The organism is Bacillus sp. LQ16, from assembly GCF_057784645.1.
The window spans coordinates 2,465,873-2,487,836 of the sequence record NZ_CM173491.1 but is presented as its reverse complement, the minus strand read 5'-3'; the positions used below and the strand labels follow the sequence as shown (position 1 = coordinate 2,487,836).

Annotated in this window: 16 protein-coding genes and 2 pseudogenes; 4 read left to right on the top strand and 14 right to left on the bottom strand. The window is 32.8% G+C overall.

The window, feature by feature from the left end; all coding sequences use genetic code 11:
• Positions 1 to 35 precede the first annotated feature (35 nt).
• The 4 genes and pseudogenes from AC3EMB_RS12375 to AC3EMB_RS12360 all read right to left on the bottom strand — a co-directional run.
• Positions 36 to 137: pseudogene (locus tag AC3EMB_RS12375) on the bottom strand (DUF2179 domain-containing protein); the annotation flags it as partial.
• A gap of 18 nt (positions 138 to 155) precedes the next feature.
• The gene (locus tag AC3EMB_RS12370; RefSeq protein WP_048656286.1) at positions 156 to 716 is read right to left on the bottom strand and encodes a GNAT family N-acetyltransferase; all 561 of its coding nucleotides are present in this window, start codon (positions 714 to 716) and stop codon (positions 156 to 158) included.
• A 156-nt stretch (positions 717 to 872) separates the two neighbouring features.
• The gene (gene bla, locus AC3EMB_RS12365; protein ID WP_016512811.1) at positions 873 to 1,799 is read right to left on the bottom strand and encodes a class A beta-lactamase Bla1; all 927 of its coding nucleotides are present in this window, start codon (positions 1,797 to 1,799) and stop codon (positions 873 to 875) included.
• Positions 1,800 to 2,016: 217 nt separating this feature from the next.
• Positions 2,017 to 4,149 carry a peptidoglycan D,D-transpeptidase FtsI family protein gene (locus tag AC3EMB_RS12360; RefSeq protein WP_327895352.1) on the bottom strand — a complete coding sequence of 711 codons (2,133 nt, stop codon included), beginning with the start codon at positions 4,147 to 4,149 and terminating at the stop codon, positions 2,017 to 2,019.
• Between the two features lie 383 nt (positions 4,150 to 4,532).
• Here AC3EMB_RS12360 and AC3EMB_RS12355 point away from each other — a divergent pair, with 383 nt between their 5' ends.
• A complete protein-coding gene (locus AC3EMB_RS12355) occupies positions 4,533 to 6,293 on the top strand; it encodes a peptidoglycan D,D-transpeptidase FtsI family protein (RefSeq protein WP_089171042.1) in 1,761 nt (586 codons plus the stop codon).
• Positions 6,294 to 6,304: 11 nt separating this feature from the next.
• Here AC3EMB_RS12355 and AC3EMB_RS12350 read toward each other — a convergent pair whose 3' ends face one another.
• The 4 genes from AC3EMB_RS12350 to AC3EMB_RS12335 all read right to left on the bottom strand — a co-directional run bounded on the left by AC3EMB_RS12350 (position 6,305) and on the right by AC3EMB_RS12335 (position 11,327).
• A complete protein-coding gene (locus AC3EMB_RS12350; protein ID WP_366986392.1) occupies positions 6,305 to 7,135 on the bottom strand; it encodes an SH3 domain-containing protein in 831 nt (276 codons plus the stop codon).
• Positions 7,125 to 7,658, bottom strand: a complete 534-nt coding sequence (locus AC3EMB_RS12345) for an RNA polymerase sigma factor (protein ID WP_141544860.1) — start codon at positions 7,656 to 7,658, stop codon at positions 7,125 to 7,127. The genes AC3EMB_RS12350 and AC3EMB_RS12345 overlap by 11 nt, the downstream gene beginning before the upstream one ends.
• A 437-nt stretch (positions 7,659 to 8,095) precedes the next feature.
• A complete protein-coding gene (locus AC3EMB_RS12340; protein ID WP_423099039.1) occupies positions 8,096 to 10,063 on the bottom strand; it encodes a penicillin-binding transpeptidase domain-containing protein in 1,968 nt (655 codons plus the stop codon).
• Between the two features lie 208 nt (positions 10,064 to 10,271).
• A complete protein-coding gene (locus AC3EMB_RS12335; RefSeq protein WP_423099037.1) occupies positions 10,272 to 11,327 on the bottom strand; it encodes a YncE family protein in 1,056 nt (351 codons plus the stop codon).
• A 1,612-nt stretch (positions 11,328 to 12,939) separates the two neighbouring features.
• On the opposite strand from AC3EMB_RS12335, the gene AC3EMB_RS12330 reads away from it, so the two are divergent.
• On the top strand, positions 12,940 to 13,398 hold the full coding sequence (locus tag AC3EMB_RS12330; RefSeq protein WP_023521971.1) for a DUF5065 family protein: 459 nt from the start codon (positions 12,940 to 12,942) through the stop codon (positions 13,396 to 13,398).
• 674 nt (positions 13,399 to 14,072) lie between these two features.
• Here the strand turns inward: AC3EMB_RS12330 and AC3EMB_RS12325 are convergent.
• Together AC3EMB_RS12325 and AC3EMB_RS12320 are read right to left on the bottom strand one after the other, a co-directional pair.
• Positions 14,073 to 14,306: a hypothetical protein gene (locus tag AC3EMB_RS12325; protein ID WP_002152897.1), complete on the bottom strand. Its 234-nt coding sequence runs from the start codon at positions 14,304 to 14,306 to the stop codon at positions 14,073 to 14,075.
• 20 nt (positions 14,307 to 14,326) lie between these two features.
• On the bottom strand, positions 14,327 to 14,851 hold the full coding sequence (locus AC3EMB_RS12320; protein ID WP_001233337.1) for a DUF6843 domain-containing protein: 525 nt from the start codon (positions 14,849 to 14,851) through the stop codon (positions 14,327 to 14,329).
• A 161-nt stretch (positions 14,852 to 15,012) separates the two neighbouring features.
• Between AC3EMB_RS12320 and AC3EMB_RS12315 the strand changes: the two genes are divergently transcribed.
• The gene (locus tag AC3EMB_RS12315; RefSeq protein ID WP_242806454.1) at positions 15,013 to 15,588 is read left to right on the top strand and encodes a peptidase M56; all 576 of its coding nucleotides are present in this window, start codon (positions 15,013 to 15,015) and stop codon (positions 15,586 to 15,588) included.
• A 78-nt stretch (positions 15,589 to 15,666) separates the two neighbouring features.
• Here AC3EMB_RS12315 and AC3EMB_RS12310 read toward each other — a convergent pair whose 3' ends face one another.
• Positions 15,667 to 15,867 carry an alpha/beta-type small acid-soluble spore protein gene (locus AC3EMB_RS12310; protein ID WP_000002881.1) on the bottom strand — a complete coding sequence of 67 codons (201 nt, stop codon included), beginning with the start codon at positions 15,865 to 15,867 and terminating at the stop codon, positions 15,667 to 15,669.
• A gap of 301 nt (positions 15,868 to 16,168) precedes the next feature.
• Between AC3EMB_RS12310 and AC3EMB_RS12305 the strand changes: the two genes are divergently transcribed.
• Complete coding sequence (locus tag AC3EMB_RS12305) at positions 16,169 to 16,636, top strand: ASCH domain-containing protein (RefSeq protein WP_025118480.1); 468 nt, start codon at positions 16,169 to 16,171, stop codon at positions 16,634 to 16,636.
• A 490-nt stretch (positions 16,637 to 17,126) separates the two neighbouring features.
• Here the strand turns inward: AC3EMB_RS12305 and AC3EMB_RS12300 are convergent, their stop codons facing one another.
• The 3 genes and pseudogenes from AC3EMB_RS12300 to AC3EMB_RS12290 all read right to left on the bottom strand — a co-directional run bounded on the left by AC3EMB_RS12300 (position 17,127) and on the right by AC3EMB_RS12290 (position 21,350).
• Positions 17,127 to 17,909 carry an alpha/beta fold hydrolase gene (locus AC3EMB_RS12300; protein WP_000540875.1) on the bottom strand — a complete coding sequence of 261 codons (783 nt, stop codon included), beginning with the start codon at positions 17,907 to 17,909 and terminating at the stop codon, positions 17,127 to 17,129.
• 126 nt (positions 17,910 to 18,035) lie between these two features.
• Positions 18,036 to 18,583 (bottom strand): annotated as a pseudogene (locus AC3EMB_RS12295) (spore germination protein); the annotation flags it as partial.
• Between the two features lie 361 nt (positions 18,584 to 18,944).
• The gene (locus AC3EMB_RS12290; RefSeq protein ID WP_053564470.1) at positions 18,945 to 21,350 is read right to left on the bottom strand and encodes a PAS domain S-box protein; all 2,406 of its coding nucleotides are present in this window, start codon (positions 21,348 to 21,350) and stop codon (positions 18,945 to 18,947) included.
• Between the last annotated feature and the right edge of the window lie 614 nt (positions 21,351 to 21,964).

The following is a 21,964-nucleotide window of genomic DNA, read 5'->3' as shown; positions in this document are numbered from 1 at the left end:
AACTATGTATAAAACATTTAACTTAGTTAATACCCTTAATGAATATCATGCTTTTTAAAGTTTCCGCCTTGTACTTCCGCAACATCATATACAGTGACAAAGGCATTTTCATCAATTTCATGAATAAGTTCCTTCATTGTTTCTAAATTTTAAAATTATGTAGCGTCATTCCATTCAGACTTCAATATTGAATATTGATATTCATCAATCCACTGCCCTTTTAGCATGTAATTCTGTAATAAATGACCTTCTCTCCTCAACCCCACTCGTTCTAGTACAGAAATAGACTTATTATTTCGAACGTCCGAAAATGCAATCACTTTATGTTTCCGTAATGAATGAAATATGTAATTCAGTAAGGCACAAACAGCTTCAGTTGCATAGCCTTTCCCCTGATATTCTGGAGAAAGAGTAAATCCAATTTCTACGATGCGAGGTTCATTTACAAGTGTGTGAAGTGCACAATCTCCAATTATTTTGTTATTTTCAGCCAAAGCAATTGCGAACTGGAACCAAGTACCTGGTAGATTAGGATTATTTTTAACTTGTTCATTTACAAACGTTTTAGCCTCATGATATTGATAATTAACCCATGACTGAAATTTAGCCACTTCTGGATTAGAACGATAAAAATGAAAGTAGTTAGTGTCATCCATACTAAACCTTCTCAAAACAAGACAATCTGTTCTCCAAAAGACTTGATTGTCATTCTCCATAACTATTCACCCTCTTTTCTACATTAATTATATCTTTATAATACATAGGTATAAATAGTTTACATGCTTATAAAAAAAGCGATTCTTTTCACATTAAAAAGAATCGCTTTCCAAGTTCTTATTTTTAATTATATTACATAAAGAATTGAAAGATTTTTACTTAAGAGCCTTAACTATAACTTCCGTTGCCTCTGCAATGAGTTGATTATCATAGGTAGCCTCTTTCTCATCTTTACTAGATAAAATTGCGATGATAATTGGTGCTCTATTTGGAGGCCAAACGATAGCAATATCATTTCTTGTCCCGTAACTGCCAGCACCTGATTTATCTCCAACTACCCAGTCAGTTGGTACGCCTGCACGAATAAGTTTGTCCCCTGTAGCATTTCCTTTCATCCACTCTGTAAGAATTTTACGTTTTTCAGCTGGAAGTGCATTTCCGACCGTAAAAGCTTTAAGATTCGTAGCAATTGCTTTCGCTGTACTAGTGTCACGAATGTCTCCTGGAATAGCTTCGTTTAATTCTGTTTCAAAGCGATCAGACATAGTAACCCGATCCCCCATCTTTCTAAGCGCTTTTTCATATCCTTTAGGTCCGCCTATTTTATTAAATAAAATGTTCCCTGCAGTATTATCACTTGAACGAACAGCAGCCTCAGCAATTTCTCCTAGTTTCATTCCAGTATCTACATGTTTCTCTGTAACAGGTGAATAATCCACTAAGTCTTCTTTCGTAAATGTGATTACTTCATTTAATGTATCAATTGAGTTTTGCTGTAGTAATACTCCTGCTGCTAAAGCCTTGTAGGTTGATGCGAAGGCAAATCTTTCGTTAGATCGATAAGAAATTGTTTGATTTGTACCAGTATCAATCGCATATACACCTACCCGAGCATCAAATTTTTTCTCAAGTTGAGAGAACTCTTTATGCGTCGCCTGATTTTTATGTTTCACTTGTCCAGTCTTTTCTTTCGCTTCAACTTGCAGTGCCCCTCCTGTAAAAGCTTCTAGGCTTGTAATACTTAAACCTAATATACCAACGCATATTCCTATTTTTAGCATCCTCTTATTTTTCAAAATCATCATTCCTTCCAAATTTTTAGCACCTTTTTATACGTACACATAATAGACAATCACCGAACCAAATTTGTTCCATAAACTAAAAAAATTATAGCTAGTATGAGAGTTATTAACAAAATAAGAGATAGTAGCTACGACGCCTCTATCTCCTATTTCATATTTCATTTTTTTACTTATAAATGGCTTTATATGAACAGGGTCTTTCCCTGAGAAAAGTACTCTAATTTTGCTTAGAACTACCTGTACTAGTAGCTTCACCATGTATACGTTGCTGTTTTAAATCAAAGTATACATCTAATACTTCCTTTCCGATTATAGAATTAATTCCATTTTTATCATCATGAAGCCATGGAACTACTACGGAAAATGCTACTTCTGGATTATCATATGGAGCATATCCAACTAACGTTAAGTTGTAACATTCCATACGTTCTCCTTTTGCATTTCTACCAATCGGGTCATCTCCACCATATACAGTTTGGGCTGTTCCTGTCTTTCCTGCTGGTTTATATGGCGCGTTTTTGAAATATTTCACGCCAGTTCCATCACCTTCTTGGAATACCCATCTAAACCCTTCTTTTATCCGATCAATATGTTCTTTCTTCATATCAATTCGATTTAATACGACAGGCTCTATGGAACGTATAACTTTGCCAACCTCTTCTTTTATTGATTGTTCTCGTATTTCTTGTACAATTTGAGGTTGCATTCTATAACCACCATTCGCAATCGTTGAAATATATTGCGCTAATTGCAACGGCGTATACGTATCATACTGACCGATAGAAAAATCTAGTAAAAATCCAGGTTGACTATCTACTTTTCTCGTTTGTCCAATTATTTCATTCGGTAAATCAATACCTGTTGGGACACCTAAACCAAATTGCTTGAAATAATAGCGCATCGTATCAAATGCACCTTGTTTAATATCCAATGAGCCATTTGGTACGTAATTAACTCCCGCAATTTTTAAAGCTGTCTGGAACATGTATACATTCGAAGATACTTGTAAAGCCCGTAAATCATTAATATTACCAAATCCGGATACATTCCACGATTTCTTAGCTTGTGTACCTTTAAATTTCATCGGCGCGTCATAAAATTGATCTCCTAGATGTATTGCGCCTGTCTCATATCCAGTTAATAAAGTAGCACCTTTTACAGCTGACCCTAGCTCATACGAAGTTGTCATGTTTCCTAATGCCAAATCCTCAACCTCTATTTTCCCTTCTTTTTCTACAATCTTTTTGCCTGCCATTGATAAAATTTGTCCGTTATTTGGATTCGTCATGACAACAAAAGCTCGATCGAGCAGTGGCTCTGAACTCTTAAAAGCTCTCAAGTTTTTCTCTATACTTTCTTCCACTTTCTTTTGTAATTCCATATCAATCGTTAATGTTAAACTATTACCACTTTTTCCTTTAGAGATTATTTCTGTGCTAACAATGTTTCCTGATTTATCAGTAATATTTTTCACTTCTTCTTTTGTGCCGTGTAATACATCTTCATATCGTTGTTCAATATAACTTTTTCCAACACGATCATTACGGTTATATCCACGTACTAAATAAGAATCTAAATTTTCTTTCGGTAATCCTTCTTCACTACTCGTAATATTTCCTAATACAGAACGAAATAAATTACCGTTTACATAATTACGTTCCCAATCAACAGTTGCATCTACTCCTGGAAAATTCGCAAGATTTTCGCTTATCCGCGCATACTCTTCATCTGTTACATCTTTTTTAATGATTTGTGGTGTTAGTTGATAACCTGAACTCATTTTACTTTTAATAGCTAACACCTTTAAATCTTGTGCTGTTAATTCTGCTAATTCTACCTCTGTAACACGACCTCGTCTTAAGTCTTCTATTTTTTTATCTAACTCTTTTCCCTCTATACCCTTTTCTTTAAACTTTTCTATATCTTTCTTAGTAATCTTTGTCTCCGCACGTTTCGAATTCAACTGCATCCAAAAATCTTTTTTATCGATATCTGTTAATTTATTTATATCTTGTTCAGGCATTTCAAGTACTTTCGCCAAGTCTTTTGCTGTTTTTAAAATATCTTCACTCGTAATTCCCTTCACCCTTGTATACGTAATTGTGCGAAGAGATTTATTATTAACAACTGTTTTCCCTTCTCGATCTAAAATTTGTCCACGTGGAACTGGAATACTAGTTATTGCATTTTGACTACTTTCCACTTGGTTCTTATAAGCCTCTCCCTCAACGATTTGTACCTTTCCTAGCTGCATAATAATAGCTGAGAATAGTACAAATATGCAAAGGAACATTATATTTAATCGAATAGATATATATGTCTTCTGCTTCTTGCCTTTTTGTTCTTTCATAAATCCTCCATTTAATCCTTTCAGAAATTGCTACAAATACTAAAAGCATTCCTTATATATTAGATACCGATAATCGGTTATAAATATCGCCTCAATTTTTTGCTTCATCCTTGTAAGCAACCATTCCTTTTCGTTTAGCTACGGAATTAATAACTCTCCCTTCCTGTTTTCTCTCTATTTTTTTGCCACTTGCATGAGAAGTGCTAAACTGTATAATGACTCTTATTAAACTTACATATAAACTTGCTAGTAAATTTTCATGCTAATTATTCCTTTCTTCATGCTGTAATACTTAATAGACAACCTAAACAATAAAGTTGTTCCACATTTACAAAAAAAATAATTAAATATAAGATGAAATAGGCTACATAAGGGAGGGTTATATGTTACATATAAAAAGATGGAGATTTTTTGCGGTTTTTTCTATCGTAGGTTTGATTTTACTAATTTTATTAAAAATCAACTTCATTTCAATTACTATCGCAACTTCTTCAGCTGAAAGAGGAAAGATTTTTGATCAAAATGGTGTAATACTAGCTACAAATAAGAAAGTTAAGTCTCTATATTGCACTTCTAATGACGAAAAGCTATCGAAACAAGATACATCAAACACATTAGCTTTTTTTAATCAATTTTCAAGCGAGTTTCAACATGATATTTCTACAGAGAACCTAAAATCTCAATTACAACAATCTTGTAAAAAGCAGACTATGAATGATATACCGTTATACTCTGATATAACTGAGAATGAACTTGCATTCATAAACAAAAACAAACCCAATAATGTAATAATTAAAGATGAATGGATTCGATATTATCCTAAACACGAAATTGGTTCACAAGTAATTGGGTATGTAGAAAATGACCTTAATTCAAAGCATAAGGCTGTTGGAAAAAGCGGGATTGAGCTGCAATATGAAAATGATTTAAAAGGAAAACCAGGTAAAACTCTTATTTTTAAATTGAATAATAAAAAATTCTTATGGAATATTCAAAAAGTACAAAAAGGTAAAGATGTACGGCTAGCTTTAGACTCTGAGTTGCAGCAAAAGGCAGAAGAAGCATTAAGATCTCAAATTAAGAAAACACCTGATGCTAAAGCTGGTTATGCTGTAGTAAGCGATGCAAAAACTGGCGCAATTTTAACTATGGCCAACACGGCAGTTTTTGATCCAAATATATTAAATACACGTGTATCTTCTAGAAAAGAAAACATTAACTCTCTTTCGCAAAATAAAGCAATTCAAAAATTAAAGTATGGTGAATCTTATGTAAATATGGCTTCTACTATAAAACCACTCACTATTTTAATTGGATTAAACGAAAAACTTTTTCAACCCGAAGATACTTATTTAGATAAAGGTACTTTTCAGTATGATAGTCAAAATAACATTACGAATGCACCTGGAACACCAACAGGTGAGATTACACCGAGGCAGGCTATCATTAATTCATCTAACACATTTATGACAGCAAAAGTAGCTCTGCCCTTATTCAACCAAAATAATGGAAATATAGAAAAAGTAGCACATATATGGACAGATTATTTAATGCAATTCGGCCTACGTTCTAAAACCGGGATTGATTTGCCCTTTGAAGAAGACGGACAATATGAATTCCATCCATCTAATAAATTTGAAAATGGGATTTCCGCTTTATTAAATGCCTCTTGGGGAGGAAATGAAGTGCATACTCCTCTTCAACTCGCTCAATATGCAGCAACATTGGCAAGTAAAGGTGATAAATATAAACCTCAAATCGTAAGTGCCATTATTGGTCAAGATGGTAAGGAAACAAAAAAGTTTAAACCCATTTTAGAAAGTTCAAATCGTTACCCGATGAACTTTTGGAGTGTCGTGCAAGGTGGAATGAGTCAAAATATAGAGGAAATTAAAAAGTTGCCCTTTGACGTCGCAGGTAAAACAGGTATTACAGGTTTTCCAAATGAGCAAGAAAGAATGATAAATCATTCTCTTTTCATTGCTTATGCTCCTACTGAAGATCCACAAATTGCCGTTTCTGTCGTTATTCCTGGTAGTAATTCAGAAAAAAACATCGCTGCTCTCGTTACATCAGAAGTTTTAAAGTCTTGGAATATACTTCAAAAGAAGGATAAAGATAAAGAGGAAGGTTCATTAAAGTGAACCTTCCTCTTTTACCATATAGATTCTATATTCGTTATTTCCCATATACCTTCATGATTCTTTTCAAACATGAAAGAATATTTAATATCAGTTAAAATATACTTTTTTTGTACATATCCAGTAGTATCACCGTTAATAGTCGATATTTTTATATATCCATCATTCTGCACTTTTTCCGGGATCCAAGCTTTTACCATTTCATTAGATACTTCATATAAAACTTTTGATTCTCGGTTTGGTTCAGCTAAAATTTTCGTTTTGTTTCCAGTAACAGTTGCATATATAAAGTGTTCTTGCTTTAATTGATTACTTTCTGTCATTCCACTTGGCACTTTGTAAACTTTCTTCTTATCATTTACAAATTCTCCCCCCATTGCAAGGGCGACTTGCAACTCATGAAAAATATCTTCATCAAGCTTCAATTCATCCTTCTTATAACTCTTCCCTTTAAATAGAACTTCATCATTTAACGCTTTGTACAAGTCATTTTCATTTTTTGAGTTCGTACTTTGATATAGTTCATTCATAAATTGTTTTAGTGATGGATCTTGAGCAGACTCATCTTTTGTTTTAGGCTTAATTTGAGTACTACTTTGTACTGGTGATTTATTATCATCAGGCCAAGGTTGTTGAACAATGAAAAATAACATTGTACAAACTAAAACAACTACAATAGGTAATGCTTTTTTACGAAATGGTCTTTTATGTTTTACAAAATCCACTTCATTATTTTCGTATATAGACTGCTTTATTTTAGAAATAAATTCTTCTTCATCTTTACGATTCTCCATTGGGCCTTTTTTTATCTTTCTATACCAGTCAGGATTTTGTTTATTGTTCATCACTACTACCCTCCCCTATTAATTTTGAAACCTTACTTCTTGCTCTACTTAATCTCGATTTTACAGTTCCAATGGATACTCCTAATGTTTCAGCCATTTCTTCATAAGATAATTCATATTTTGCGTCCAATATAATTATTTCACGGTGCTTTTTAGGTAGTTTTAATACAACCTTCCACACATCATTCATTTCTTCTTGGTTAAAAAATTCTTGTTCTGCTGACAGGGATTGCTTATCGTCACTAAAAAATCCTATTAAAGATATCCTTTTAAAATAAGAGGATTTCAAATAGTTTATTGCCGTATTTCTTGTGATTTTTAATATCCACGTTTTAATAGATGACTCCTTTCGAAATGAATTCCAATTTTTAAACACCTTTATAAATACATCTTGCGTGATATCATCTGATAAGTGTGGATCTTTCGTAATAATAAATGAATAATTCCATACATCTTGCCAATAGTCTTTTATAACATAGTCCAGCTCATCATGATTACACTTTTCAATAAACGTCTGTTCCATTTCCACACCTCAAACTTATTTGAATAAACATAAAAACTGCCCTCACTTTTATTATGGTTTCAATATATAGACAAGATACAAGTTTCATTTGTTCCATTGTTTATCTTTTTTCAAGCAGAATAATACTACTAAAAAACAAGTAAAGCATACAATGATAAAATTCTACTCATGAAAATCTGTTTTTTGAATTTAACGTAACACTCCACTTGTCCATTTCAATTTGCTATACTCTTCTATTTACCATTAGCAATGCCAACTTTTTAGAAATGAAAATTAAGATAAGGTATTAACTTTCTAGAGTCGCAGCAAAAAAGCATTCTCGATTAGAAAGAATGCTTTTTTGAAATTTAATTGTTCTATATTTTCCCCAATTTATATCTTTGAGTTAAGCAAACATGTAATAAATTTAGTCAAAAAATTCACCTTATAATTAAGTATTATTTCTGAAATACATGTTTTACTTTTTCACCTGGAACGTTACTTCCTCCTCTTCCTTTTACATCTTCAATCATCATTGTAACAATCATGTCTGGCGCATTTGCATCGAAAGCTGCGAACCATCCCAGTTCTTTTCCGTCTGCTTCTTTCGACTCTTTCAGTTCTGCTGTACCAGTTTTACCAGCAAGCGTTACACCATCAACCTTTGCAATTCTCCCTGCACCATCAGGGTCATTAATGACTTTGATTAATGCACTCTTTAATATCTCTTGATTCTTTTTAGAAACCACATTTTCTTTCCAATTCCCTGCTACTTTTGCTTCTTTTAAAAGATGTGGCGACGGAATATTCCCTTCATTCACAATCGGTGCATATGTTAATGCTAAATGAAGTGGCGTCATTAATACTTGTCCTTGTCCATAGCCCGTGTCTGCTAGTTGAATATCGTTTTTTATCCCATCTTTTGCAATGATTGAAATAGGAAATTCGTATTCGATTGGTAATTTTTCATGAAATCCGTACTTTTTAAATTCCTTTACATACTGATCTTTTCCCATTTTCAAAGCTTGTTGAGCAAAATAAATATTATCAGAGTACTTCATTGCCTTATCAAAATCAATTGGACTTGCATCCTTTACACGCGTTACATAGTAATTTCCCCAAGACGAATCTTTTGTCCACTTCAATCCTTGAATTTTAAATTCTTCCTTCGGATTTATTGTGTTTGTTTCCAAACCAATTGCACCTGTGATCGTTTTAAATACGGAACCTGGTACAAAAGCTTGTGTAAAGCGATTCGTCATTGGTAGTTTCGAGTCGTTACTCCATGCTTCTCGTTGGGCTTTCGATGCTCCTCTAACTATTATATTTGGATTATAAGCAGGGCTACTTACAAGTGCGATTGTTTCACCTGTTTTAGGATTGACCGCTGCACTAGACCCTGCTTCATTTTTCATCTCATTAAAGATTTTTTCTTGAATTGCAGCATCAATTGTTAACGTAACATTTTCTCCTTCTTTTGCTTCTTTTTTTGCTACGTTTTTAATCTCTTTCCCATTCTCATCTTCTATAAATACGCGTCCACCCTTTTCACCACGCAATTTATTTTCTAACACTTTCTCTAAACCGGTCTTACCTACTAAATCATCCGCTTGATAACCTTGTTTTTGAAGTGATTTTAACTCCTCCGCATTCACCTTTCCTATATATCCAGTTAAGTGTGCCGCTGCTTCACCTAATGGATACGTACGAATATTTACTGGGAGAGATGAAACTCCTTCTAATTCAATATAATCATTCTGTCTAGTTCCCTCTTTTAAAATACCAATTGGTACAAAGGAGTCTGGTTTTATCCATTTTGCTGTGAGCTTTTGTTCGACCTCTTCTATAGACATATCAAGTAATTGTGCTACTATTTCTTTCGTTTGCGCTGCTGTTTCGCCTAGTTTCTCTGGAATAATTCCAACCTCAGTTGCTTTACCATTCGTTGCAAGCCCTTTTCCATTGCGATCATATATTTCTCCGCGTTTTCCTTGCTCTATTTGCATACGTACTTTGTAATCTTTTTTCATACCTGGGAAAATGAAGTCTGGTGTCCAATCTATTTTCCAAGACTCTTTATCTTTCACAAGTTTTGCTTCGTGGATGAATGAAACTGGTCCTACATCCGTATCCATCTTAACTTCAAAAAGAAAAAGCTCTTTATCTTTCGTATTCTCTCCTTTCATTTTAACTTTTAAATTCTTAGCTCCAATCCCCTCATAGATTTTTTGATATTTTTCTGTGAATTCTTTTTTAGAAATCGATTTTTTTGCATGATCTGATAAATGATCATACATATTTGCAAATTTTTTATCATTCCATAAATTGATATATTCTTCAAATGCTTGTTTTGGCGGTTCGTTTTTATTACATCCTACCAACATAACTGCAACACAAACGAAAAGCAGCATCCATAATTTTTTCAATTCAATCTTCTCCCTTATTTAAAAATGATGATTCCTTTCTTAATTTATTTAATAAAAAATGTTTTAACGCTTAATAGACAGTGTAAGTAATGACATTGTTCCATATTTTAAAAAAATAGACCTAATTGGAATTCATCAGAAATTAATAGATACAAAAAAACGCCATACTTTCTGTAAATTTCTACAAAAAGAATAGCGTTTTCTTATTTTATCTTTCTATATATGCTATACCGTGAGCTCCTTGATTTACAGAAGGATCTGCATTTCGATCTCCTGGATCAACTTCAATGGTATGAACATTCTTGTAATTAACTAAATCTAATACACTTATTGTCCCTGATCTAAGGTTAGAAACAAATCCAACCGTTCCGTCCGTAGAAGAACGCATTGTAATTGGGAGTAAATCTACTTCTATTGTACCTAACACATTTAACGATTCTCCATCAAGAACAGAAACATACCCTGGTGCTGGAGAAAACATATTTCTTGTTCTCTCTCCATTCTTATTCTGAAAACGCGTATGTCCTACCAATACTTTCCCATCATTCGTTACATGAACCGGAGTAATTAAATCTGAAAATGATTTTGTCTTTATAATTTTATCGGTTTCTGTATTAATGATGCTAAGTGTAGGTTGCTCCTCTTTGTAGTCTCCAAGTAAACATGGTGAAGGGATGTAAACTCGATTACCTTTAGGAGAAATAGCTAGTTCTTCACTACCATAGGGCATAGATACTTTTCCAATTAACTCCTTATCATGTGTATCTAAAACCGATATAAAGGGCGCCTCTTTATTAGAGGAATATCCTTTTGTACCATCTGGATTCGTTACAAACCAATGTGGACCTGCTGCTTCTGTAGAGATTCTATCTAGCACTTTTCTCGTGTTAGGATTAATAATTAAAATTCCTCCTTCACCAGATTCAACACTTACATACAATAAGTCTTTTTTTTCATTATAAACTAAACCATGTGGTGCAAATTCCGGCGAGATATCAATGATATCAATTACTTTAAATTGATCAATATCGATAACTAAAATTTCATGGCTTTTTTCCGGATTATTTCTATAAAAACCTGAGCGATAAGTAATACTTACATATAACAATTGACGCTTAGAATCGAAACATAATTCATGAGGTTCTGTAACTGGAGAATCTATAACCCCTATTCTTTCAAAATTTTTCGCATTGAAGAAATGGATTTGATTACCGCTGGAGCTAACGACCGCCAATATAGGATTATTTTCTTTAGAAATATTCATTAATTAAACCCTCCTTGTTATTTGTTCCAAATTTCTTAAGCTCCATAGAAATCAGCATATTTAAGTAATTTGTATTATTACTAAGACAAATTATAAACAATTTTCACCTCCTTTCATTTAAATTAGTTTAACTTATAATAAGCTAGACTAACTTTTATTCCGTAAAAATAAGTTGAATTTAATAATCCAACGTATTTATCTACCTTCTCCAACTTTAGCTTTTATACTTACATGTATTTTATTTAATAACCTTCCAATACTTTACTCCTAAATTAATGATGCACAAAAAGCACAGAAAGTAAGTAATTAGCGAAATACCATTTCTTTGTCTCGTGCATTATCAGATACTCATAACATAAGTAAATCAAGCTTAGCTACCATTGAATCAGTTTCCTTTGCTGCCGTTTTTTTTTAATTCATTCTGCGTACAGCTCTATTCTTTGGGGAATCTTTCTATAGATTGACAAATTTGCTTCAGATTCTTGTTTTTTATTGCTCTATTCCTGTGTTGAAAAACTAATTATAATTAGTTAGCTTAACTAACTATAATTATAAATACATTCACATTTTATCGCAAGAGTTTTAAGAATCTTCGAATAAATGAATAGAGAGATAGAATTATTTTCATCCTAAGATACATAATCTTAAGTTGATAGTGATGCATAACGAGAATTTCGTACGTTAAGAAAAAAACTTGCTACATATGTATGTAAATTTTAATTGCCTACTAAAAAATAACGTATTTACAGGATGTATGAAAATTATACAAAAAGTAATAATTCATCGTTTACCCAACAATAGATAATATGGATAAAGAAAAAATACTAGAGAATATCACAGTGTAGTAGTCTCCTAGTATCTTTTCATAGTATTTTAACGGCTATGCAAATGAGGAGGGATAAAAAAAGACCTCTTACGGAAAGATAAGAGGTCATCAAGAAGATAAAAATGTTGTATTTGAAACACGCGAGTTTCTAATTCACATCATAACACAATATATTTATATATTCAATATATACATAAAACAAAGGATATATGTTCAAAAAACACACGGAATATTAATTTGGAACAGTATGTTTTATTCTTTTAACCTATTTCTTCTACAATGCCGTAATTGTAACAATGGATGGTCTCCTCTATATACTGATGAGCAATTGTAGCAAGTTTTTCTAAATTCTCTTCCGTTACCTCATGAATAAACAGAACAAAATTTCTGTAGGATTCGGAGTCTGTTGAAATGGAACCATCGATCCGTTATGAAATGTTGAGCTTGCATCTCCTAGATTCCATGTAAATATTCGCTAATTCCAATCCCCTTTCGTGTCTATTTTATGTTTAATATAGTCTCGTACCGTACAAACGGGAAATGTTGTTAATTTGAAAAGAGAGCGGAATAAAATTTCTTTATCGCCTCTGTTCTTTCTTTTGTATGATAGAAAAAACGGAGAAAGATGGAATTTTATCTATCCTCATAACTTGTTAGAAAATTCTAATTTGATTAAATTGAAAGAAAATGATATATTGATTTTAGAATAATAATCCAATTAATGGATGACAACCTAATACCTGTAAGTGGACTATGACAATGTCAGATAAACGGGAGGAATTTAATATGAAAAAATTATGTTCATTTGCTTTAATCGGTGCCTTAACCTTTTCGGGTTTTATCGTTTTAGACAGTACGCTACCTGATAAAGCGCGCGCTGAAGTAAATACGATTAAGCAAGCTTCAGCTGTTGTGGATGATTGGCCATGGCAGACGTATTTCTTATTGCATCACAACGTGGACTATCTACAAGAATTAGCCCCTGGTACGTTAAAACAAGGTGATACGTTTGATACGACGGTATATATAGGCGGAAAAGATGTAGGTGTTGTAAAGATTTATCGATTGAACGGAGAAGGTAAATTGCAACGCTACAAAACCATTTCTGCAGGTGAGGCTGGACACCACTACTATTCTAGGTTCAAAACACCAATTACAACGGTTTACACACCAGGTACATATGTGGCAGTACTAAAAGTAGACAATTCATATTATTATGGTGGCTCCTTCCAAATTACAAAGTAAAACATATAGGTATTATTTGTCTGAAACGCACTGGGTTACGGTGCGTTTTTGTTATCTAACGAATAAATGATCACGCGGAAAGTCAAAGCATATTATCGAAACAGAGCTGAATGTGATGAAAATTGTAACAGTTAATGCGGATGCAACAATCCATGTTGGTATTTTAAAAGGGATGACAGGATGTGTTACTAGTTATGATGCGGATACTGGGATGGCCGAAATCTAATTGGATCCATTTACAACGGTTATAATTAGGTCTGTATTTCTAACGCAATAAGGTTTGTATAGGATTCTTTAGAAAATTAATATTTGATTTTTATAGTGACTCAATACATTCTATGATTAAAACTAAGTTACATATTTTAAAATCATCACCAGGAGAATCTGCAAATTTACGGGTTCTTATTTAAAACATAATGCCAGAAAAGCTGAGGTGAATAAAGTGCAAAGTTTAAAATCTTTAAAACGTGACGTATACATTTTTCTTCCATTGTCTATTTATTTTTCCTCCATTTTTATTTCATTCTATATTATAGAGAATACATTCAACTTGCTAAGTTTTTTACCAGCACTTGGAACCCTGTATGTCTGGCTAACTAGTGTGATAGACATTAAAAATAAAAATTACAAAATAAAATAAAAAAGCATCTGAACTAGATGCTTTGCTCTTAATGTTATAGAATATTGACGCCCATGACCATACAGCTACCAAAAACAATACATACCAAACCTAAAAATATTAAAAACTCTGGCAGATCAAAATGTTCGAGTAACGCGCCTATTAATAATAAAAAGGGATATACTAGAATTTCAATCCAGGTTACGCCCCCTGCTTTCTTTATTTCTCGGTAAGATACAACGCTGACAAGTAAAACGCCTACTACAATCAACCCTATTCCTAACATCATCCATTCACCCTTTTGAAAATTTAGTATTTCACTTTCATATACTGCTCTTTTACGAGCACCAATAATTCCCTCAGTTTCTTCTCTACAGGATGTTCTTGATTTTCTGGTACTTCTCTCCCGTATGATGAGAAGCTTTGTGAGCAAGCACTAGTTGTAACTGCCAATTTCGCGTATGAGAATGTATGCTCATTTTCTTTACCAATGTTTTCAGTAGTGCCTCCATTTGAACCAACGCGTATACAGCTTTCATCAAGTTTGGTGCGCTTACCTTCCTTGTTAACCGTGTAATACGTGTCATTGACTTCCCCATATTTCATATCGGCTGTAGATGTAACTGCGGTCCCGTCTGCAGAAAAAGTGACGACACGAAATCCATCTTCTTCTGGCAACAACTCAGCTCCTGGAACATTGTATATAACCAAAAGGTCTCCTTCGTATGCTTCAGGAATGAGATAGATTGTATCTGTAATGTCTTTTCCGAATCGGATACAACCGCTTAAAAGAATCATAATAAAGATCCCGCAATACATTATAACTTTTCTCATAGAGTCTCTCCCGTTATGTGTAAGAATGTATAGTATGTATTATATAATTCAATATATTTCCTTGGATAGAATAAGTTTCTAGTTTGAAGGCGATTTTACTATTGTCATATAAAAGAGTTATGTCAGTGGATGATTAGCACAAAGAGAAATGGAGTGAATTGATGAGCAGACGTTTTGCATTAACATATGAAAATAAGATTTTGAGAAAGATAATAATTACCGTAAGTATTGTCATACTCGTTTTCATTGCAACAGGGTGTGATTCTGTCCAAAATGAGGCAAAGGATGTAACGGATATTCCACTTAACAGCAAACTAGATTCCCTTATTTCAGAAAGTATCATTGCCTGGAATCAAGACAAATTAAATCATACAGAAAAACAATTTGAGACGCATGTAATCTATGGAACTGAGATGAAGGATGAAAAAATGTATGTCTACCTCCATTCCCTCATGCAAGGATATAACCGCGAAACACAGACAGTTCCTCAAGCAGGACATTTACTTCCAGTCCGTGTGACAGTCACAAAAAATGGGGATGATTACATCATTGAAGATTACCGTGAACCAGGAGATGGTGCTGAAAATGAACCTACTTTGCGCAACATGTTCCCGAATAAGTATGCGGATCAAGCACTTGCTATATCAATTAAAATAATACAATCATTAGAATCTCGTATGCAAGAATCCGTTTCTAAGTGGCTGGAAGAAACAAATAATGAGAGACAAGAAAGATAACAAATATACTATTTATAATCGAATACAAAACAAAAAAGGAGAGAAATAATCTCTCCTTTTTCGACTTTATACCTAGCATTATTTGTTATATCCACCAAGTTGCTGTTCTGCCATAGCAACGAGACGTTTTGTGATTTCTCCACCTACAGAGCCGTTCGCTCTTGCAGTTGAATCCGCACCTAATTGTACGCCGAATTCTTGTGCAATTTCATATTTCATTTGATCCAGTGCGCTTTCTGCACCTGCAACCACTAAAGAGTTGTTACGATTGTTTGCCATCACATATCACCTCCTGTACGTTTAATATGCTACGAAACAAAGAAAATATTATTGGTAAATAAATCCATTTATAACGTGTACTTTCAACCATTTTACTTTTCCATTACAATTTCAGCATAATAACAGTACCAGTTTTCTTTATTTGCATGAGTTTACAGAATGTGAAATATGATTATGAAGAGTTTTATTTTACAAAAAAATTTATCGATGTAGTTGTATTGCAAGTTCTTCTAAAATATTGACAGATAATATGCCGTGTATTAAATTCAAAATATTTAAATATTAAGGAGATGAGTGACAGATGTCAGTTAATAAGATAGAAGAATATTGGTATATGTACTCTAAAGAAAATGAGTTAAACATGAGTGTTCCAGATGCATGGATGTTTGGAGATGGTTCCAAAGAAATGGGAGATGAATTAGGAAGTTTAGTAGTTAAAGGAATCAAAACAGGAACATGCGCTGCACATTGTGTTTATGAGCTTGAAGGGGAAGAAATTCAAAAAGTTGGTCAGTACGATATTGTATTGGATGGAGACAATAATCCATTAGCAATTATAAAATATACAAAGATCGATTTACTAAAAATGAATGAAGTAACAAGTAATTTTGCAAGATCTGAGGGTGAAGGCGATTTAAGCTATGATTATTGGTATAGTGAGCACGTTAAATTTTTCACTTGGGAATTAAGTCGGTATGGACTTACTTTTACTCCAGACTTAATGCTCGTTTGTCAAACGTTTAAAGTAATGGATGTTTATAAAAATTAAACATGAATGAAAATCAAACATGTTTATTTTATATTATGTTTTTAAGCATTTCGTCATGTAAAAAAACAAAATCCCCTTAATACAGGGGTTTTGTAATCTATACTGTTCATAATCCTTAGTAAACCGCTGATACTTTTTGGATAGTTCATACTCAATTTTATCGTACGCCATTGTACCTGCTAATTCTTTACGTGTCTATTCTTCAATATATCAAAATAATATAATCAATTCCATCATCTTAACGCCTCGCTATTTGGTTCAAAACTAGAGCCATTCGTGGATAAAACAGAACAATATGCCATACTTATCCTTTATTGTTCCTTTATACCTTTAGTAATTGTGTATCGGTAAGGCTTATCGCCTTCTCATACAACTTTGGATGAAGTGAATAGCTGAAAATAAAAGGAACTCTCAGAATAAAGTTTTTAATCAAGTGCGTTCCTTTTATTACTTACTATTTAGCCTACGTACATATTACATAGTGTATTTTTTATCCAATAAATTGGATTAAAACCTGGTTAAACTTTTCCCGCTCTTCCCAGAATGTGCCGTGACCACTGAATTGAAAAGGTACAAGTTGTGCATTTCCCAATAATTTTTGCGTCTCTTCTCCCTTAGTAAATGGAACAATTTTATCGTGAATACCGTGAATAATTAGCGTCTGTACGTTTATTTTACCAAGATCGCTATACACATTTTCATCTCTCAATGTTCTCATAATCGCAGCTGTCGACCAACTAGCCGCTTCCAATCCTAACTGTAGAAACCATTCGAAAAATGGTCCAGTGATTTTCTGAAAGAAAAATTGATCTGTTACACCCTGCAACATATTAGGGCGATCGTTCAGTGTGTCTGTAATGAACTTATTCGCAATCCCTTTTTCCACACTAGTTGGAGATGCAGCACCAATTAGGACTAATTTGGATACTCCAAATCCTTGATAACGAGCCATATAACGAATTGAAATTGCACCACCTGTGGAGTGTCCTGCTAGTGTGACATCTTTAAGCTGTAACGCTTTAATTACTACTGCTATATCATCTGCCAATCTATCAAAATTGTATCCACTGTATGGTTTGTCTGAATTGCCGTACCCCCTCCAATCAATGCCTATACATCGATATCCCATTGCTGGAAGTACATTGTACTGATATTCGAATTGCTTATGGTTTAATGGCCAACCATGTATAAAAAGTATTGTTTTCTTACCTTTCGGATTTATATCTTCTACAAAAATTCTTACATCAGATTCAACAGGTATTAAGTATCCCATGCAGACTCCCCCATGTAATAAAGATTCCCTCTACAATAAGATATTCAGTTTAAGAGAATCTATGCTGTTTCAAGTCTACTCTACATTGCCCTAAGGACCAGTTCGACTACAAATAATGATTCATGAAATTCGCGTTACGTATACAATCGCAACAGTTGTGTTAGAGAGAGATCCTACTTTCAATTCCTTCATTTGTAAATAAGGTGTTGAAAGTTTTCTACGTACTAAATTTAAATTTACATCTAAATCTTGGACAAATGCGATTTGCGGACCCACAATATTGTATTCAATTTCTGCTTTTGAAATATCTCTTTTTTCTTTCTTTGACACATTTACTAACAAACAATTTAATTTATCTGTATTGAACTGAATAAGTATATAGCCATTTAAAATACTATCCTGAATATCTTCCATTTGATTTGTTATTTTTGAATTCTCAAAGGGTAATACAGACTGAATATCTTGTAACGAATCGAAGCTCTTCTCTTTTATATAAGTCAAAACCTCTTCATGAAATATATTTACATCGATTAATGTTCTAAAATATGAAATGACTATAGCGGAATTATTAGAAGCAATTTCCAACGTTATAAAATCTTTAGATTTTTTAGTAATTTCATTAAATCCTGCAAAGATTCTATAGAGTAAACAGATATTCTTTCATGTGGTTTCAATTGATAAATACCCTTCCTTTCAAAAAGAACCTATATATAGTTTTTAGAAATTTCTATTTTAAAAATGAGGGATATTTATATGTCAATATGCTCATTAAAAATAATGCCTTTTTAACTAACTTAACCAAAATTAGTTAAAAAATGTATTACAAGTAAAAATTTGAAATGTCTCCAAGAAAAATTACAATATTAAAAACATCCTTTCTTTTGGTTCTAAAGAAAGGATGTTTTTATAACAGGCTTTTTCAAGTGTCTATTCTATAGGGTACATTTACCAGTGTTCTTCTCTTTATTATTTCATTAAGTAACATTGGCATTACATTCTGTATGGTTTCTTAAAAAATTTCAGTAAGAGAATATCTTAATTTTGAAGTGTACAAATAGGGAGAGTGACTTCAACTGTAGTCCCCTTATTCATTTCACTCTTAATAAATATCTTTCCCTGATGTGTTTCAATGATTTTATAACAGATCATTAATCCTAAGCCAATCCCCTCTTCTTTAATACTATAAAAAGGTTCTCCGAGGTATGGTATACGTTCTTTTGGAATCCCACACCCTTGATCGATAAAACGAATGCTTACTTGATTATTATCAAGTATATTTATTTGAATCAGAATTTCCCCTCCCATCGGCATAGATTCAATTGCATTTTTTAATATATTAACAAATACTTGTTTTAATTGATTTCCTTCACATGAAATCAATGGAATACCAGGGTTAAGATCGATTCTAAATTTTATATTATGCATCATTGCTTGAGGTTGTAGTAGCATTAAAACTTGATCCATTAGCACACTAATGTTATTAGGTTGCATTTTTACTACCTGTGGTTTGGCTACCGCCATAAATTCAGTTGTTATGCTCTCTATACGCTCAATCTCTGATGATACTATATTAATATAACCCTGATTATTCTCATTTTCCGTTGATTTTAGTAATTGCATGAACCCTTTCATTGCAGTTAATGGATTATTAATCTCATGAGCCATTACAGTCGCTAATTGTCCTACAACAGCAAGTTTTTCAGATTTTCGTAATAATTCTTCTGTTTTTAGCCGTTCAGTGATATCACGAGAAATACTTAGAAAAACTTTTTTACCATTTAAGTTAAAAACACGAACACTAAACTCAGTTGTTATTACTTTTCCTGTTGGAAAAACATATTCATCTTGCAAAGTGAAGAAAGTTTGTCCTTTTTTAATTTTTTCTAATAACCTTACGATTATTTGAGAATCTTGTGGTACTATATTTGAAAATGATAATGAGAGCAACTCTTCTCTACTATATCCAAATCTTCTACACCCAACAGGGTTTACCTCAATAAATCGACTTGGAGCATTATCTTCATTCAGCTCTACTACATATACCGCATCAGTTGCTTGTTCGATTAGTGCACGGTACTTCATTTCACTATCTCTTAGTTGCTGGTGTAATCGATGCCGTTCTCTTTCTGCTTGTTTTCTTTCAGAGATGTCTCTACATATTGCTGATAAAGCTATCACATTTCCTCTTACATCTAGTATAGGAGAAACTGTCAGACTGATATCAAGAAGACTCCCATCACTCCGTTGTCTAACAGTTTCTAATCTAGTAACCACCGATTCACCTGTTAGAATTTTCTGAATATTTTTGAGCGATTCTTCCATTAAAAAATCTGGTACACAAGGTAATCTCTTACCTATGATTTCTTGTGATGACCACCCAAATATCTTTTCATAAGCTTTATTGGCTTGTAAAATATGCCCTTCTCGATCAGAAATGGTAATAGCATCTAGATTGTGCTTTATAAATGATTCTAATAATTCTTTGGTAGCGCTTAATTCTGATTCTACCTTTTTCCTTTCGGTTATATCAACTGTAGAACCAACAACTTCAATAACTTGTCCATTTCTTTTAATCGGCCTAAGCGCAATAAGAATAATAGTTTTATCATTTGGCCAAGGTAATTCAAATATAATTTCTTTTCCTTCCCATGCCTTAAGATAGTACTTCATCAATTGTGGAACTAAATGTGGAGGAACAATAGAAGCATCAATAGTACGTAAGCTTTTTCCTACCACCTGTTCAGAATAAAATCCGTTTTGATAATAAAACTGTCCATCACATAAAGTGTGTATAAAGTGCTTACCCACTTTTTTAAATTTAAAAATTCCTCCTTGAAGCTCATGTACGGTATCTGTAAGTTCTTGCTTCGATTTTTTTAATTCTCGATTCATTTTAGATAAGTCCCGTGTTAAATAATACAATCTCTGGTAGGCTTCCATAAGAAATAGCCCAATTAAAAGTCCTAACGCTATATATAATAAGCCTCCTTTGTAAAGTAATGTAATATTAAATAATACGCCAACTAACCACTTTATTCCAATAAAAACAGAAAAATATAAAGATGCACTTTTAAAAGGATGTAGTTTTTTAAAATAAGTTTTAAAATTAGAAAATAGAATTCCCATACATAAATAAGCAATCACAGGAGGTTCCCAATACCCTCCAATGTAAAATATACGCATTAAAATTATGCTAATTAACGTAATCCAACCAGCAATACGGCCAAAGTAAATAAAAGATAGAATAAGAGGAACAATTCGAAGATCGTAGGAAAATCCCATGTATGGAAAAGAAAAGAACATTAACGTAACTGCAATAATCCCTCCATAGAGCTTTTCGAAATATCGACTAGAATTAATTGTAAACACTTGAATAAATATTGCTGCGCTAACTAATAAAGAAAAAATAGAAAGATTGATGAAATAATCTTTAATAATCATGTAATGTCCCTCCTTGCATTAAGTGTATTCGACAAAAAAACTAAAAATCCTACAAATAGTATAAACAGTTCAAATGCATAAAATTTAAACTAGGATAAAATCTAGAAAAGAAAATAAGGCGAACAGCAGATGAGATATTTTAATGAAAAATAGTTCAAAAAAGATAATAGTAACCGTTGACTACTATTATCTTTTTTCTTTAAGTTATCGTAATATGTCTGAAACTCTAAGGGACGTGGTATGTCATTTCATCGAACAATGATTATATGCCGAGTCATAAATATAGAAATTTCAGCCGTAATTTTTAAAAAATAACACAAAAAACAAATCTATCTTTGAAAATGGAAAAAACCTATATAAATGTCAACTAATCTATGTACAAAAACGTTCACTTAATTTTGCATAAAATTACTCCACTTAGGAAGCGAAGTAGTTCTTCAGGGTCGATAAGAACACCTGTAGATGCTTCAGGATAACTACATAATTGTATGCGTAATGTACTTGAAACCGTTCGGTAAAACCATACACATAATACAACTAACTCCATGGTTCAATATTTACTTTTTCGTTGAACAAATTCTTTTTCTTGAGCAAAGTATTCTAGGATTTAAGGA